Here is a 15717-nt window from a genome sequence, read left to right as displayed (position 1 = left end):
GGCCGCGCGGAGGATCCCCTGCAGATCGCACCCGCAGACGACACACCTCCCTGCAGATCGCACCTGCAGACCACACACCCCTGCAGACCGCATCTGCAGACGGCACGTGTCCCTGTAGACGGCAGCTGTCCCTGCAGACGGCACGTGTCCCTGAGAACGGCACGCGTCCCTGCAGACGGCACGTGTCCCTGCAGACGGCACGCGTCCCTGCAGACGGCACGTGTCCCTGCAGACGGCACAGCTCCCTTCGGACGACACTGCTGCAGCTCGCGTTGCGGCGCAGGGACTGCCGCCGATGACCCCATCGCCTACGAGCGCAGATGATCGCCGCGGGAGACGGCTGCGAGGATGTCCGCCTCCGCCGCTTCCCAGTGCGTGTCGACGGTCGCGGTCCGGAAGTGGTGGATCCGATAGCCCAGGCGTCCGAGCTCGATGTCGCGACGGTTGTCCCTGTCGGCCTCGGGGAACTCCGAGCCGTCCACCTCCAGGACGAGGACCTCGCCGATGAGGAAGTCGACACGGCGAGCGCCCACGCGCACCTGCTGCCGGAAGCGGACTCCGATCCTCCGAAGGCGGAAAGCGACCATCGACTCGAGTCCGCTCTCGGAGAGCCTTCCCGCCCAGCGCAGCTGCACCGCGAGCCGGGTCGGCAGACGGGCGAGCAGGCGGTTCTTGGCCGCCGTGCCGAGGAGCCCCTGCCGGAGCGCCGACTCGAGGAGGACGAAGCCGAACTCGGCGCCCTGACAGTGGGAGGCGATGACGATGCAGTCCTCCATGCTCTGCACGAGGGTGCAGGGCGGTGCAGCAGCGGCTGACCAGTGCACGACGACGTCGTCGGAGGTGTCGAGTCGCAGGTGGTACCGCTCGCGATCGCGCAGACGCGAGGCCTGCTCCGGCACTCCGACGTGGAGACCGCGGAAAGCCGGGACCCAGAGCCCGTGGACGCGTGCTGCATCCGCGCAGGCGAGGACCCCTCCGACGCGGAAGGCCTGCTCGACCGCGGGAGCGAGACCGGGTAGTGCGTACCAGCCCTTCCGGATGCGGACGAGCGATCCCGACATGACGGCACGGGACAGCTCCCGTCGCGTCGTCCCCTCCCGGAGGAACTGCTCCGTCTTCACGACGCCGCCGGCGCGGAGGAGGGTGGTACAGGACGCTCGCATCCGTCGAGGGTGGCGTGACCGGGACCGCCGTCGACGGTGCGATCGCCGGAACTGGGGAGAGCTGTTCCTACCGGCGCCTGGGGAGGACGCTCCGCCGCCCCGCCGACACGGGTGACCCGTGCGATCTCCAGGCCGGACCCGTGCGATCTGCAGGCTGCGCCGGTGCCATCTGCAGGAGATCCTGTCCTCGGCGCGCTGTCCAGGCGGAGGAGAGCGCTCCCCCTCGATGATCCCCTGCAGATGGCACGGACGCCTGCGGACGGCACGGACGCCTGCGGACGGCACGGACGCCTGCAGACGGCACCGGCCCCTGCGGACGGCACGGACGCCTGCAGACGGCACCAGCCCCTGCGGACGGCACGGACGCCTGCAGACGGCACCGGCCCCTGCAGACGGCACGGGCCCCTGCAGACGAAGCGGGCGCCGGGAGACGCGACGCCTCAGGCCGCGCGACGCACACGCGCCCGGCGGCCATCTACGGGGCGACGCGCCCGTTCGCCGTGAAGGCGGCGGCCGTGAGGGGCATCAGCTCCTGGAAGTGCGTCTCCATCTGCTCGGCCGCCATCTCGATCTCGCGCTGCGGGAAGGAGGGGAACGTCGAGTCCTCGCGCTTGGTGCGCAGGGAGAGGAAGTTCATCAGCGAGCGGGCGTTGAGCGTGACGTACATCGAGGAGTAGATGTTCAGCGGGAGGACGATCCGGGCGACCTCGCGGGCGACGCCCTCGCCGAGCATCCGCTGGTACGACTCGTAGGCCTGCGTGCTGACGCGGCGCGTCTCCTCGGCGACGAGCTCGGCCTGCTCCGGGGTGCCCGGCTCGAAGGAGTAGGCGCCGGGCTTGCCGACCTGCACGAGGTTGCGCCGCGGGCCGGGCACGTAGAAGACCGGGCGGAGCTCGCGGTAGCGGCCCGACTCCTCGTTGTAGGAGGCGATGCGGTGCCGCATGAACTCGCGGAAGACGAAGATCGGCGCCTGCACGTAGAAGGTCATCGAGTTGTGCTCGAACGGCGAGCCGTGCCGGTCGCGCATCAGGTAGTTGATCAGGCCGCGGTCGCGCTTGCGCTGCAGCTCCGCGTCGGACTCCTCGCCGTCGAGCGCCTCGGCGAGCGTCTTCTCCCCCTGAGTCGAGACGCGGGCCGCGAACAGCACGTCGGAGTCGTGGGCGCTCGCGCGCACCAGCTCGACGACGACGTCGCTGCGGAAGACCGGGGCGTTCTCGTCGGATCCGCTCGTGAGGTCGGAGGGCTTGCTCGTCTGCTCTGTCACGGATCGAACATAGACCCTCGGCGGCGCGGACCGATCCCGTCTCCGTCGCCTCGGCGATGCATCCCTGCGTCGTCCGGCGACCACCCGTCGTGACGGGCGCTCGGCCGACTCCCTGGCACGAGGCTCTAGGCTGGGTCCGCTTCGCGGGCGGCCCGCGACCGGCTCCGGGAGGCACCATGAGCGACTCATCCGCACGGCACTCCGACCACGACGGGAGCACGGGCTCCGGCTCGCCGCGACGCGCCGCGCGCACGCCGGGTGAGCACGTGTCGACGCCGTCCGAGCAGCCCTCGGCCCGGCAGGATTCGTCCGCTCCCCGACTCCGCGTCCTGATCTCGGGGGCCAGCGGGATGATCGGCTCGGAGCTGACCCGTCAGCTGCGCGCCGAGGGGCACGAGATCCTGCGCCTGGTGCGCCACGCCCCGTCGAGCCCGGACGAGTTCCACTGGGCGCCCACCTCGCACATGCTCGACTTCAGCGTGCTCGACCGCGTCGACGCCGTGATCAACCTCTCCGGCGCCTCGATCAGCCGACTCCCGTGGACCTCCTCCTACAAGCGGGAGATCCTCGACTCGCGGATCCAGTCCACGCAGACACTGACCGACGCGATGCGGATGTCCTCGACCCCGCCGACGACGCTGATCAACGCCTCCGCGGTCGGCTACTACGGGGACCGCCCGGGCGAGGAGCTCACCGAGCAGTCCTCGCGCGGCGACGGGTTCCTCGCCGACGTCGTCGACCGCTGGGAGAAGGCCGCCCGCCTCGCCCCCGAGGCCACGCGGGTGGTCACCGTCCGCACCGGGCTCGTGCTCGGCGACGGCGGCGCGCTCAAGCCGCTCCTGCCGCTGACGAAGCTCGGTCTCAGCGGCCCGCTGGGCAGCGGCAACCAGGCCTGGCCCTGGATCAGCCTCTACGACGAGGCCGCGGCGATCCGGCACCTGCTCACGTCCTCGCTCTCGGGCCCGGTGAACCTCGCCGGACCGGTGCCGGCGACCGCGAACGACGTGATGCGCACGCTCGCCGAGCAGCTGCACCGCCCGTTCAAGCTGGCCGTCCCCGAGAAGATCATCGAGCTCGCGCTGCGCGACGCCGGGCACGAGCTGCTGCTCTCGAGCCAGCGCCTGGTCCCTCAGCGGCTCCTCGACGACGGCTTCACGTTCCGCCACCGCACCGTCGGCGAGGCGCTGGAGTGGGTGCTCGCCTGATCCCGGCCGCCTGAGCGGTCCTCGTCCTGAGCGGTCCTCGTCCGGAGCGGTCCTCGTCCGGAGCGCCGTGCCCGCGTCGCCCGGTCGTGGCGGAGCGGTCAGGCCGGAGCCTCGTGCTCCAAGGCGATGGCCCGGCGGATGGCGCCTCGGGCGCGCTTGCGGTCGCCGCTCGCGTCGTAGGCGAGACCGAGGCGGTACCAGGCGCGCCAGCTCTCGGGCTGCGCGTCGACCTCCTCCGCGTACTGCGGGAACAGCGCGTCCGCCTCCTCCCGGAGCGGGCGCCCGCTGGCGCGCGAGTCGAGGACCTCCTGCGGCAGCGCGTCCTCGCCCTCGAGCCGCCGGGCCAGCTTCTCCGCACGGAGCCCGAACAGCAGCTCGCGCACGAGCCCCCAGACGCCGACCGCGCCCAGGATCAGCAGGCCGACGCCCATCACGATGCCCGGCACCGTCGCCGCGGCGAACGCGACGACGGAGTACTGCAGGCAGACGAACAGGTAGAGCGCGAGCAGGACCGCCATCAGGACGACGCCGATGCGGGTCCTCACGGGATGCTCGTCGCTGCGGCGGCCTGACCGGACGGAGCCCGGTCGATGACGGGACGCTCGTCGACCGGCCGCTCGGCGAGAGGCGCGGCGTCGAACGCGGCGCGGAGGTCGATCAGGGCGTCGAGGCCCACCACCACGCCCGTGGTCGTCCGGACCGCGTCGAGAGCGCGCAGGACGCCCTGCTCGTAGGACGCCTGCGAGGTGGTGTCGTGGCGGATGGTGACCGTCTCGCCGGTGCCGCCGAAGACGACCTCCTGGCGCGCCTCCACTCCGGGCAGGCGGAGGCTGTGGACCGGGACGCTCGCGACCTGCTGGCCGCGGGCACGCTGGTCGGTGTGCGGAGCCTGCACCGGACCGAGCTCGGCACGCGCGCGCAGCAGGAGCTCGGCCGTGCGGACCGCTGTCCCGGAGGGCGAGTCGACCTTGCGGGCGCCGTGGGTCTCGATGATCTCGGCGGCGTCGAAGAAGCGCGCGGCCACGGTCGCCAGTGCAGTCGCGAGCACCGAGCCCAGCGAGAAGTTGGGGATGATCACGACGCCGGCCTCGGGCTGCTCGGCGACGCTGCGCCGGAGGGCCGCGATGCGGTCGCCGGTCCAGCCGGAGGTGCCGACGAGCACCTTCCTCCCGTTCGCCACGGCGAAGTCGACGATCTGCTGGCTGACGGCCGGCACGGTCATGTCGACGACGACGTCGGCCGCGAGCATCTCGGCGGGATCGCTCCGCGAGCCGAGCCGCGCGACGAGCGTGAACTCGCTCGACGCCTCGATGAGCGAGCAGGTGAACGAGCCGAGTCGGCCGGACGCGCCGACCACGGCGACGGAGGTAGTCACCGACTCAGCGTAGCCCGCGGCTCAGTACGGCTGGGCCTCCGGCAGGCCGGTGCGCAGCTCCACCGGCAGGTGCGAGAGGTCGTTGTGCACGACGAGCACCGGCGGCTTGCGGGAGCGGACCCGGATGATCGTCAGCCCGCAGTTGGCCTGGTTGAGGCCCAGCCACCGCCAGTCGGGAGCGTCGAACACGTGGCGGACGAACCAGCCGATCACGAAGTTGTGGGTGATGAGGAGGTCGTGGCGGTCCTCGCGCGACGGCGCCAGGAACTCGGCCACCGCGTCCTGCATCTGCGCGTGTCCCGCCTCGATCTCGGCCGCGGTCACGCTGCCGAAGAAGGGCTCGAACGCCTTGGGCATGTCCGGGGTCGGTCCCGAGGGGATGCAGTCGAACAGCAGCGAGGACGGCTCGAGCGGCAGGCTCGGCAGGAGCGTCTGGAAGCGGGCCGCCGTCTCCTCGGCCCGGCGCAGCGGCGAGTGCCACGCTCCGGTGAAGGGGACTCCGCCGAGCCGCTCGGCGATGAGCCGCGCCTGGCGCTCGCCACGGGCCGAGAGCGGGCCGTCCGGCATGCCGTGCTCGGCGTCCTGCTGCTCGCCGTGGCGGACGAGGTAGATGTAGTGGGACACGGGGTCCTCCCTGGTGCGGCGCGGCGATGCGCGTTCAGCGGGCGTTCGACGATCGGATCAGATCGCGGAGGCGCTCCCGATCCCGGTGATCCCGGCGAAGGCCGACTCGTCGACCGCGCCGACCGCCGAGATCGACGACGGCCCCCGGGCCAAGTCTGCCGCGAGTGCCTGGACGTCCTCCGCGCCGACGAGGGCGAGTCGGCGCAGGCTCTCGTCGAGGTCGACGAACTCTCCGAAGGTCAGCTCGGCGCGGCCGAGGCGCGACATCCGGGTGTCGGAGTCCTCCAGCGCGAGCGCCGCCGCTCCCGAGAGCTGGCCGCGGGCGCGGGCGAGCTCGTCGTCGGTGACGCCGTCCTCGGCGAGGCGCTGGAACTCGGTGAGCAGGAGCTCGGCGACCGTCCCCGCCTTCGCCGGGGTGCACGCGGCGTAGAGCCCGAAGAGGCCTGCGTCGGAGTAGGACGGGGCGAAGGAGTAGACGGAGTAGGCCAGGCCGCGCTTCTCGCGCACCTCCTGGAACAGCCGCGAGGACATGCCGCCGCCGAGGATCGAGTTGAGGACGCCCATCGTCATCCGCCGCTCGTCGCCCGCGGCGAGACCGGGGAAGCCGACCAGCAGGTTCGCCTGCTCGGTGGGGCGGTGCACGACCGACAGGGCGCTGCCGCGGGTGTAGGAGGCGCGGCCGCCGACGCGCCGCTCGACGGGCGAGGCCGCCGTGCCGAGGTCCCAGCCGTCGGCGACGAGCACCCGCTGGAGCAGCGCGACGAGCGCCTCGTGGTCGACGGCGCCGGCGACCGTGATCACCACGTCGCGCGGGCGGTAGGCGGAGCGGTAGTGCGCCCAGACCGCATCGCGGGTGGCCTCGCCGATGGTCGCGGCGGTGCCCCCGATCGGGCGGCCCAGAGGGTGGTCGCCGAAGACGGCCTCGAACAGCTTCTCCCCCGCGACGTCGGCCGGGTCGTCGTCCGCCATCGCGAGCTCCTCGAGGATGACCCCGCGCTCGGTCTCGAACTCGTCCGGGTCGATCAGGCTCGAGGTCACCATGTCGGCGATCACCTCGACCGCCATCGGAAGGTCGCGGTCCTGGATCTTGGCGTAGTAGCAGGTGTACTCCTTGGCGGTGAGAGCGTTGTGCTCCCCGCCCACGGAGTCGAAGGACACGGCGATGTCGAGGGCGGACCGCTTCTGCGTTCCCTTGAACAGCAGGTGCTCGAGGAAGTGCGTCGAGCCCACGTTGGAGGGCACGGCGGGCTCGCCCGCGGTCGCGGGGCGGCCGGGCCGCTCGTCGCGCGATCCCGCGGCCACCCAGAAGCCGATCGTGGCGCTGCGGGCGCCGGGCACCGATTCGCTGAGGATGCGGACACCGCTCGGGAGGACGGAGCGGCGGACCGTGGATCCGCCTGCGGCCCGGACCGACGTCTCCGGCTGGTCGAGGGGCAGTGCGACTCCGTGGTTCATCGTGCCCACCCTAGGCCACCGCGACAGCGGACCGAGCCGGACTGTCGCGCCGTGGCGGGAGAGCCGCTGGGGGCGTCGCGGACGCGCGCGGTCAGCGGCGCGCGCGCTCCAGCGCGGCCAGGTGGCCGGCGTCGAGGTCCAGCGAGACGGAGCGGACGAGCGCGTCCACGTCGGCGGGCGAGCGGGGGGCGACGGTCGCGGCGGTCAGGCGCGGCCGGCCGAGCAGCCAGGCGAGGGCGACGGCGGCGGGCGAGGCCGAGAGCTCGGCGCCGACGGCGTCGAGGACGGCGAGCACCCGGCGGCCGCGGCGCCCGAGGTGGGCGGCGGCGAGTGCTCCGTCGGGCAGGCGGCCGAGCTCGCGGCGGGTGCGCTCGGCGCCGCGGAGGAACCCGTGGGCGAGGGGGACGGTCGCGAGCAGGGCGAGTCCCTGGCCGGCGGCGACGAGGCCGAGGTCGCCCTCCGATCCGGGCCGCTCGAGCAGGTTCCACCGGACCTCCGCGCCGGCGAGGCGGGGCAGTCCGTGGGCGGCGAGGACGCGCGCCTCGAACAACTCCTCCGGGGAGAATCCGGAGGCGACGACCGAGCGCACCAGGCCGCGTGCCAGCAGCACGTCGACGGCGCTGAGGAGCTCGTCGAGGCGCCCCGCGCCGTCCGGGCGGACCGCCAGCACGTCGAGGCGGTCGGTGCGGAGGCGGCGCAGCGCCCCCTCGACACGGTCCACCAGCGCACGCGGCGTCGCGGGCGCTCCGGCCGGGGCGCCGAAGCGGCCGATCAGGAGGAAGCGGTCCCGGTCGCGGTGGCCGGCGGGCCAGCCGCCCACGCCCTCCGCGAGGGTCGAGTCGGTGACGACGACGCCGTTGCCGCCCCACGCCGCGTAGCGCTCGAGCAGGGCGGCGCCGTCGTCGCGGCCGAGGGCCGCCGCGTCGAGCACGAAGGGGAAGAGGTCGTGGCCGGAGTCGCCGAGCGGCCGGCGGCGCGACGGTGCGACGGCGGTCGGCTCGACCGGCCCGGTCTCGGCGAGGACGCCGCTCGCTGGGACTGCGCGGGAGGCCCCGGGCGGGAGCGGGACGGCACTGTGACGGGGAGCCCGCACGGCGGCGCCGGTCCTGTCCCTGGGCACGCCACCACTCTCCCTGCGGCGGCTCGGGTCCCGCCAGGGGAGAGAGTATCCGAGCGCCTGAGCCGCCACTCCGCCGTGTCGCGCACGGTTCACCAGATCGTTACACGAGCGCCGCGGACGGGTCGCGTCGCACCCGCGAGCGGTGCGTCGGGCCCCGCCGTGCGGGCCGTCCGGGCTAGATTCGCGACCATGGACTCCGCCGCCCCGACCCCCTCCGAGACCACCTCCCCGACCTCCGGCTCCCCCGAGCAGGAGACGACCGCGCCCTGGTGGACGAGCGCCGTCGTCTACCAGATCTACCCGCGCTCGTTCGCCGACTCGAACGGCGACGGCATCGGCGACCTGGGCGGCATCCGCTCGAAGCTGGACCACCTCGCCGACCTGGGGGTCGACGTGATCTGGCTCTCGCCGGTCTACCCGTCGCCGCAGCACGACAACGGCTACGACATCTCGGACTACGAGGACATCGACCCGCGGTTCGGCACGCTGGAGGAGTTCGACCTGCTCCTCGCCCAGGCGCACGAGCGCGGTATCCGCATCGTGATGGACCTGGTGGTCAACCACACGAGCGACGAGCACGCCTGGTTCGTCGAGTCCCGCTCCTCGCAGGAGGACCCGAAGCGCGACTGGTACTGGTGGCGCCGCGGCCGCCGCTCGGCCGAGCCCGGCCGCGAGCTCGAGGCGGCCGCCGGCGCCGGCCTCGACGTCTCCGAGCCGAACGGCTGGCGCTCCTACTTCTCCGGCCCGGCCTGGACACTCGACCCGGCGACGGACGAGTACTTCCTCCACCTCTTCGCGGTGCAGCAGCCGGACCTCAACTGGGAGAACCCCGAGGTGCGGCACGCGGTGCACGCGATGATGAACCGCTGGCTCGACCGCGGAGTGGACGGCTTCCGGATGGACGTGATCAACCTCGTCTCGAAGGACGTCGGGGCGATCGACGGCGAGCAGGGCGGCGCGGGCATCGTCGGAGGCGTGGGTCCGCGGCTCCACGAGTACCTCCGCGAGATGCACGAGGCCGTGTTCGCGCACCGCGAGGGCTCCTTCCTCACCGTCGGCGAGATGCCCGGGGTCACTCTCGAGGAGGCGGTGCTCGTCACGGATCCCGAGCGGCGCGAGCTCGACATGGTCTTCCAGTTCGAGCACGTCGGCATCGACCACGGGGTCGACAAGTTCCATCCGGTGCCGCTGGACCTGGTCGCCCTGAAGGCCAACCTCGCCCGCTGGCAGGACGGCCTGGCCGAGCGCGGCTGGAACAGCCTGTACCTCGGCAACCACGACCAGCCGCGACTCGTCTCCCGCTTCGGGGACGACGGCGTCCACCGCTACGAGTCCGCGACCCTCTGGGCGACGCTCCTGCACCTCCAGCGCGGCACCCCGTACATCTACCAGGGCGACGAGATCGGGATGACGAACGTCCCGTTCGCCGGCATCGAGGACTTCCGCGACGTCGAGTCGCTGAACTACTGGGCCGACGCCGTCGACGAGCGCGGCGAGGACCCGGAGACGGTGCTCGCCGGGCTGCGCGCGCAGAGCCGCGACAACGCCCGCACCCCGGTGCAGTGGGACGACGGTCCGCAGGCCGGGTTCACGACAGGCGAGCCGTGGATCGCGGTCAACCCGAACGCCGCCGAGGTGAACGTCACCGCCGACCGGGCCGCCGAGCGGTCGGTCTTCGAGTACTACCGGGCGCTGATCGCCCTGCGGCACGCCGACGAGACGGTGCAGCTGGGTCGTTTCGCGCTGCTGGAGCCCGAGCACCCCGCGCTCTTCGCCTTCACCCGGACCGGACCGGGCGAGCTGCTCGTCGTCGGGAACGTGTCCGGCGAGCCGATCGAGGTGCCGTTGCTCGACGACTGGGCGGGTGCCGAGACGGTGCTGGGCAACGTCGCGGGTGCGACCGGATCGATGCTCGGGCCGTGGGAGGCGCGCATCCTGCGCCGCTGAATCTCGCCGCTCCGGTCCCCCGCTCCGGGTGCGGGAGCGGACTGCCCGCGCGGTGCCCGAGGAGGGCGTACCGCGCGGGCGAGGGCCTCAGGCGGAGACGCGGTCCAGCTGAGCGATGTCGCTCCGGGTCAGCGGGAGGACCGCCGCCGCGAACAGCGACTCGAGCTCGGCGGCGTTGCGGGCCCGGACGACCGCAGCAGAGACCTCCTGGTGCGAGAGCACCCAGGCGAGCGCGACCACGCCGGGCTCCGTGCCGTGGGCCTCGGCGATCTCGTCGAGGGCCGCGAGCACGCGCGAGCCGTGGCGGCCGATGTAGTCCAGGCCCGCCTCGAACAGGGCGGACTCCGGCTCGTCCGTTCGGCTGCGCAGGGCACCAGTGAGAAAGCCGCTCGCCAGCGGCAGCCGCGCGAGGGTGCCCAGCTCGAGCCGCACCACCTCGGGGGCGACATCGGTCTCGTAGGTCCGGCGCTCCATCAGGCTGTACTCCGACACGACGGCCGAGAGCGACGGCAGCGCGAACGCGGTCGCCGTCTCGTGCAGCGCCGTGATCGCGGCTCCGCTGAAGTGCGCGGCGCCCAGGGCGCCGACCGACCCGTCCGCGAGGAACGGCGCGACGGCCGCCAGGCTCTCGGCGATGGGGATCTCGGGGTCCTCGCTGTCGAACGAGAGCAGGTCGATCCGGGTCCCGAGCCGCTCGAGGCTCCCCTCGATCGCGATGCGGACGTCCTCCGGCGCGAGACCCGGCGCGTCCGGGTGCCGGCCGACCTTCGTCGCGACCAGCATCCGCTCGCGCAGCCCGCTCTGCTCGAGCCAGCGGCCGATCATGTACTCGCTCCGGCCGGTCGCGTAGTGGTCCGCGGTCGAGATGAGCGTGCCGCCGAGACGGCCGAACGCGTCGAGCACCTCGGTGGTGTCGTCGATCCCGGCGGCCCAGCCGAAGACGGAGCCGTCGAGAGCGAGCGGATGCACGGGGAGGCCGGTCCGACCCAGGGTGCGTGAGAGGAGGGGCGTCTCCGGCTCGATGGCCAGGGGCGTCGGGTCGGTCACGGAGTCCTCCGGTCGGGGCGGTGCGGCGCGGTCCCGCCACCGTACCCCATGCCCCCGCCGACGACGGACGCCCGCCCCACGGAGTGGGACGGGCGTCACGGTCGTGCAGGAGGGATCAGCTCTCGGCGGGAGCCTCGGCCTCGGCCTCCTCGGCCACGACGGGCGCGAGGGACAGCTTGCCGCGGTCGTCGATCTTGGTGATCTGGACGAGCAGCTTCTGGCCGACTCCGAGGACGTCCTCGACGTTCTCGACGCGCTTGCCGCCGGCGAGCTTGCGGACCTCGCTGATGTGCAGCAGTCCGTCCTTGCCCGGGAGGAGCGAGACGAACGCGCCGAAGGTCGCGAGCTTGACGACGGTTCCGAGGAACTGCTCGCCGACCTCGGGGTTGGTCGGGTTCGCGATGGCGTTGACCTGCGCACGCGCGGCCTCGGCAGACGGACCGTCGACGGCTCCGATGTAGACGGTGCCGTCCTCCTCGATGGAGATGTCGGCGCCGGTCTCGTCCTGGATCGCGTTGATCGTCTTGCCCTTGGGGCCGATCAGCTCGCCGATCTTGTCGACGGGGATCTGCACCGAGATCACGCGGGGCGCGGTCGGGGCCATCTCGTCGGGCTGGTCGATGGCCGCCGTGAGCACCGCGAGGATCGTGGTGCGGGCGTCCTTGGCCTGCTTGAGCGCGGCGTCGAGCACCGACGACGGGATGCCGTCGAGCTTCGTGTCGAGCTGGATGGCCGTGACGAACTCGGAGGTTCCGGCGACCTTGAAGTCCATGTCGCCGAGCGCGTCCTCGGCGCCCAGGATGTCGGTCAGCGCCGCGTAGCGGGTCTGGCCGTCGACGACGTCGGACACGAGGCCCATCGCGATGCCCGCGACCGGGGCGCGCAGCGGCACTCCGGCGTTGAGGAGCGACAGGGTCGACGCGCAGACCGAGCCCATCGAGGTCGAGCCGTTGGAGCTCAGCGCCTCGGAGACCTGGCGGATCGCGTAGGGGAACTCCTCGCGGCTCGGCAGCACCGGCACGAGGGCGCGCTCGGCGAGGAAGCCGTGCCCGATCTCGCGACGCTTCGGCGATCCGACGCGGCCGGTCTCACCGGTCGAGTAGGGCGGGAAGTTGTAGTGGTGCAGGTACCGCTTCTTGGTGACGGGCGACAGCGAGTCGATCTGCTGCTCCATCTTGAGCATGTTCAGCGTGGTGACGCCCAGGATCTGGGTCTCGCCGCGCTGGAAGATGGCCGAGCCGTGGACGCGCGGGATGACCTGCACCTCGGCGTCGAGCGGGCGGATGTCGGCCAGGCCGCGTCCGTCGATGCGCACGCCGTCGCGGAGGATGCGGCCGCGGACGACCACCTTCGTGACGGACTTGTACGCCGCGCCGACCTGGTTGTAGGCCTCGGCCGAGAGACGGCCCGAGGCGATGCGCTCGGCGATCTGCTCCTTGACGCGCGCCTTGAGGGCGTCGTCGGCGTCCTGCCGCTCGACCTTGTCGGCGATCTGGTACACGCGGACGAGCTCGTCGTAGCTGAGCTCGGCGACGTTGTCGTAGGTCTCCTGCGCGTAGGGCAGGAACACCGGGTAGTCCTTGACCGGCTTCGCGGTCGAGCTCGCGAGCGTCGCCTGCGCCTCGACGAGCGCGCGGAGGAAGGGCTTCGCGGCCTCGAGGCCCTCGGCGACGACGTCCTCGCTGGGCTTGGTCGCACCCGCCTTGATGAGGTTCCAGGAGGACTCCGTGGCCTCGGCCTCGACCATCATGATGGCGACGTCCGAGGAGCCGTCCTCGTTGGTGACGACGCGGCCCGCGACGGTGAGGTCGAAGACGGCGTTCTCCAGCTGGGAGGCCTTGGGGAAGGCGACCCACTGGTCGTTGCCGGAGCCGTCGGACATGAGGGCGAGGCGGACGCCCGCGATCGGGCCGGAGAACGGGAGGCCGGAGATCTGCGTGGAGGCGCTCGCGGCGTTGATCGCGAGGGCGTCGTAGAACTCGTCCGGCGCGATGCTGAGGACCGTGATGACGATCTGGACCTCGTTGCGCAGGCCCTCGACGAACGAGGGGCGCAGCGGCCGGTCGATCAGACGGCAGACCAGGATCGCCTCGGTGGAGGGGCGGCCCTCGCGGCGGAAGAACGAGCCGGGGATCTTGCCGGCGGCGTAGGAGCGCTCCTCGACGTCGACGGTCAGCGGGAAGAAGTCGAAGTTGTCCTTCGGGTTCTTCGAGGCCGACGTGGCCGAGAGGAGCATGGTGTCCTCGTCGAGGTATGCGGCGACGGCGCCCTGAGCCTGCTGCGCGAGGCGGCCGGTCTCGAAGCGGACGGTGCGGGTGCCGTACGAGCCGTTGTCGAGAACGGCTTCGGCGAATGTGATTTCAGGACCTTCCAAGAGGTCTGTCTCCTTAACGTCTGCAGCGGCGCCCCTTCTGGGCGCCGGCGTTCGTCGGAGCAGCGGTCCGGTCAGGAATCGAGACGATCCCACGGCAGGGCTTCGCGCCGTGCCGTCGTGTGGAGGGCGTTCGTGCTGGCCACCAGTAGAAGAGCTCCGGGCTGTCGCGACCTGCGCCGCGAGCGGTACGTGCCGCGTGCGATCGGGATCGCCTGCGACTCGTGCCGCGGCGGCCCGTGCTCTGTCGCACGCTGCCGCTGTCCGGGACTCCACCACCGAGGACCAGCTTCCTGCCGGCCTGCTCCGTGGCTCGAACCCTGGGTCGACCGGCGGTCGCTTTCGGATTCGGAACCGGTCCATGCTATCAGCCGCGGTGCGGTTCCTCCATGGACCGCGCCGTCCCGGCGGGCCTCCCGCCTGTCAGCCCCGCGTCTCGTGCATCAGCAGCTCGACGCGCAGCCCGCCCCGGGCCGTCACGATGCGGGCCGGGACGCGGGGCGACTTCCCCGCCTCCGAGAGCCGGGCGAGGGCGGCCTCGACCACGTTCTCGAGACCGCGCGGCACCTGACCGACGAGTCCCGAGGGGCGCTGGGCCGCGAACAGGCGGACCGGCATCGGAGCGTCCACGCGCTCCTCCTCCGCGGTGCGGCGCGGGATCACGGCCGTGACCTCGTCCTCGCCGAGGGCGAGCACCCGCGCGATCTCGTCCTGGTGCGGGCGGGAGTCGGCGAGCCTGAGGAGGGTGTCGCCGCGCCGCGACTTCGGGCGCAGCTCGTAGTCGTAGTCGTCGAGCTTGCCCGAGCCGCGGTCGTCGGAGGGGAGGGGGTTCGCGTCGCCGCGTCCGAACGAGAAGAGCTTCATGCCCCCATTGTCCAGCGCGCGGCCCCTCCCCCGCTCGCGTCAGGCGGTGCGCCGCATCCGGGCGATCGCCGCGAGCACCAGGACGAGCACGACGGCGACGAAGCCGAGCAGGACCGGGACGGCCGGCAGGAGCGCGAGCGCGGCTCCGATCGCCAGCACCGGCACTGCGAGGCCGAGGTAGGCGGCGAGGAACATCGCCGCGAGCACCTCGCCGCGGGTCTCGTCGGTGGCGAGCGAGCCCGCGACTCCGAGCGCCAGGCGGAAGAGCAGGCCCACCCCCGCTCCTGCGAGCACCCCGCCGATGATGAAAGCGGACACCGAGACGATCACGGCGCCCGTCGCGACCAGCAGCAGCCCGGCCGTCAGCGCGACGGCCGCGAGACGGAGCGCCGTCCGCGAGGACAGGCGGGTCGAGACCAGCTGGGCGAGGGCTCCGGCGGCGAAGACCCCGAAGGAGACCGCGCCCGCCTCGAGGTGGGAGGTCTCGCCGAAGCGCCCGGCGAGGAAGGTCGGCGCCAGCGACGTGAAGAGGCCGAACACGGCGAACCCCGCGAACGCACCGACCGCGGCCGAGAGGAAGACGCCGCGGGATGCGGCCGGGACGGCCAGGCGCTGCGGGCGGTAGGCCGGGAGGACCTCGCGCCGCTCGACCGTCTCGGGGACGAGCGCGACGCCGATCCCGAGGACGACGAGGAGGACGAGGAACGCGGCGTAGGGGACGACCAGCGGCTCGCGCACCGTCACCGCGAACACCCCGCCGACGAGCGGGCCGAGCGCCAGCCCGCCCATGTTGACGAGGGTCGAGACGGCGCGGGCGGCGCCCGGCCCCTCCTCCGGACGGGCGATCGCGCGCAGCTCCGCGAGGTGGGCGGTGGCCGTCGCGGTGAGGGCGCCGACGCCGAGCCCGGTCAGCAGACGGGCGAGGATCAGCCCGGGCACGTCCGGCCAGAGCAGGAACACGGCGGCCGCCAGGACCTCGACGAGGATCGACGCGAGCAGGATCCGGCGGCGGCCGAGCCAGTCGCTGACGTGCCCGGCGAGGAAGAGGCTCGCCACGACTCCGACCGCGTACGCGGCGAAGACCACGGTGACGACGAAGGCCGGGAACCCGTCGCGCTGCTGGTAGATCGCGTAGAGCGGCGTCGGCACGGTGGAGAACGCCATCACCGCGAGGAAGGCGACGGCGATCACCCGGAAGCCGTGGCGGTGCGGGAGCTCGCGGCGGTGGACGGAGGGGAGGGAGCGGTCGGTGGTGGTCACGGTGTCCACAGTGCTCCGCCCC

13 protein-coding genes are annotated in these 15717 nt (G+C 72.8%); 2 read left to right on the top strand and 11 right to left on the bottom strand.

Annotated elements, in window-relative coordinates:
• Positions 1-308: 308 nt before the first annotated feature.
• Positions 309-1163: a type IV toxin-antitoxin system AbiEi family antitoxin domain-containing protein gene (locus GSU45_RS06210; RefSeq protein ID WP_159913594.1), complete on the bottom strand. Its 855-nt coding sequence runs from the start codon at positions 1161-1163 to the stop codon at positions 309-311.
• Between the two features lie 475 nt (positions 1164-1638).
• Positions 1639-2340 (bottom strand): FAD-dependent thymidylate synthase, encoded by a 702-nt coding sequence (gene thyX / locus GSU45_RS06205; RefSeq protein ID WP_244230677.1) that lies wholly within the window; start codon positions 2338-2340, stop codon positions 1639-1641.
• Between the two features lie 263 nt (positions 2341-2603).
• Between thyX and GSU45_RS06200 the strand changes: the two genes are divergently transcribed.
• Complete coding sequence (locus GSU45_RS06200) at positions 2604-3632, top strand: TIGR01777 family oxidoreductase (protein ID WP_159913590.1); 1029 nt, start codon at positions 2604-2606, stop codon at positions 3630-3632.
• Positions 3633-3730: 98 nt separating this feature from the next.
• Here GSU45_RS06200 and GSU45_RS06195 read toward each other — a convergent pair whose 3' ends face one another.
• The 5 genes from GSU45_RS06195 to GSU45_RS06175 form a co-directional block, all read right to left on the bottom strand.
• Positions 3731-4177, bottom strand: a complete 447-nt coding sequence (locus tag GSU45_RS06195) for a hypothetical protein (RefSeq protein WP_159913588.1) — start codon at positions 4175-4177, stop codon at positions 3731-3733.
• Positions 4174-5007 (bottom strand): 4-hydroxy-tetrahydrodipicolinate reductase, encoded by an 834-nt coding sequence (dapB, locus tag GSU45_RS06190; protein ID WP_159913586.1) that lies wholly within the window; start codon positions 5005-5007, stop codon positions 4174-4176. Before dapB ends, GSU45_RS06195 begins: the two co-directional genes overlap by 4 nt.
• Positions 5008-5028: 21 nt before the next feature.
• A complete protein-coding gene (locus GSU45_RS06185) occupies positions 5029-5631 on the bottom strand; it encodes a histidine phosphatase family protein (RefSeq protein ID WP_159913584.1) in 603 nt (200 codons plus the stop codon).
• A gap of 57 nt (positions 5632-5688) precedes the next feature.
• Positions 5689-7086 (bottom strand): pitrilysin family protein, encoded by a 1398-nt coding sequence (locus GSU45_RS06180; protein WP_159913582.1) that lies wholly within the window; start codon positions 7084-7086, stop codon positions 5689-5691.
• Between the two features lie 91 nt (positions 7087-7177).
• Positions 7178-8206, bottom strand: coding sequence for an aldo/keto reductase (locus tag GSU45_RS06175; RefSeq protein WP_159913580.1), 1029 nt, complete (start codon positions 8204-8206; stop codon positions 7178-7180).
• A gap of 189 nt (positions 8207-8395) precedes the next feature.
• Between GSU45_RS06175 and GSU45_RS06170 the strand changes: the two genes are divergently transcribed.
• A complete protein-coding gene (locus tag GSU45_RS06170; RefSeq protein WP_159913578.1) occupies positions 8396-10153 on the top strand; it encodes an alpha-glucosidase in 1758 nt (585 codons plus the stop codon).
• 87 nt (positions 10154-10240) lie between these two features.
• Here the strand turns inward: GSU45_RS06170 and GSU45_RS06165 are convergent, their stop codons facing one another.
• From GSU45_RS06165 to GSU45_RS06150, 4 genes are all read right to left on the bottom strand, one after another.
• Complete coding sequence (locus GSU45_RS06165) at positions 10241-11200, bottom strand: aldo/keto reductase (RefSeq protein WP_159913576.1); 960 nt, start codon at positions 11198-11200, stop codon at positions 10241-10243.
• Positions 11201-11315: 115 nt separating this feature from the next.
• A complete protein-coding gene (locus tag GSU45_RS06160; protein ID WP_159913574.1) occupies positions 11316-13574 on the bottom strand; it encodes a polyribonucleotide nucleotidyltransferase in 2259 nt (752 codons plus the stop codon).
• Between the two features lie 420 nt (positions 13575-13994).
• Positions 13995-14435, bottom strand: a complete 441-nt coding sequence (locus GSU45_RS06155) for a hypothetical protein (RefSeq protein ID WP_159913572.1) — start codon at positions 14433-14435, stop codon at positions 13995-13997.
• A gap of 39 nt (positions 14436-14474) precedes the next feature.
• Complete coding sequence (locus GSU45_RS06150) at positions 14475-15695, bottom strand: MFS transporter (RefSeq protein ID WP_244248241.1); 1221 nt, start codon at positions 15693-15695, stop codon at positions 14475-14477.
• Between the last annotated feature and the right edge of the window lie 22 nt (positions 15696-15717).

The organism is Rathayibacter sp. VKM Ac-2801 (genome assembly GCF_009834245.1).
Taxonomy (GTDB): Bacteria; Actinomycetota; Actinomycetes; order Actinomycetales; family Microbacteriaceae; genus Rathayibacter.
Note: the sequence above shows the minus strand (reverse complement) of the source record. Positions and strands in the feature narration are given on the sequence as shown.

Bases quoted from the DNA above. Each gene is read 5' to 3' on its own strand.
- GSU45_RS06210 (WP_159913594.1), bottom strand. From the start codon at position 1,163: ATGCGAGCGTCCTGTACCACCCTCCTCCGCGCCGGCGGCGTCGTGAAG.
- GSU45_RS06200 (WP_159913590.1), top strand. From the start codon at position 2,604: ATGAGCGACTCATCCGCACGGCACTCCGACCACGACGGGAGCACGGGC.
- GSU45_RS06180 (WP_159913582.1), bottom strand. From the start codon at position 7,086: ATGAACCACGGAGTCGCACTGCCCCTCGACCAGCCGGAGACGTCGGTC.
- GSU45_RS06170 (WP_159913578.1), top strand. From the start codon at position 8,396: ATGGACTCCGCCGCCCCGACCCCCTCCGAGACCACCTCCCCGACCTCC.
- GSU45_RS06155 (WP_159913572.1), bottom strand. From the start codon at position 14,435: ATGAAGCTCTTCTCGTTCGGACGCGGCGACGCGAACCCCCTCCCCTCC.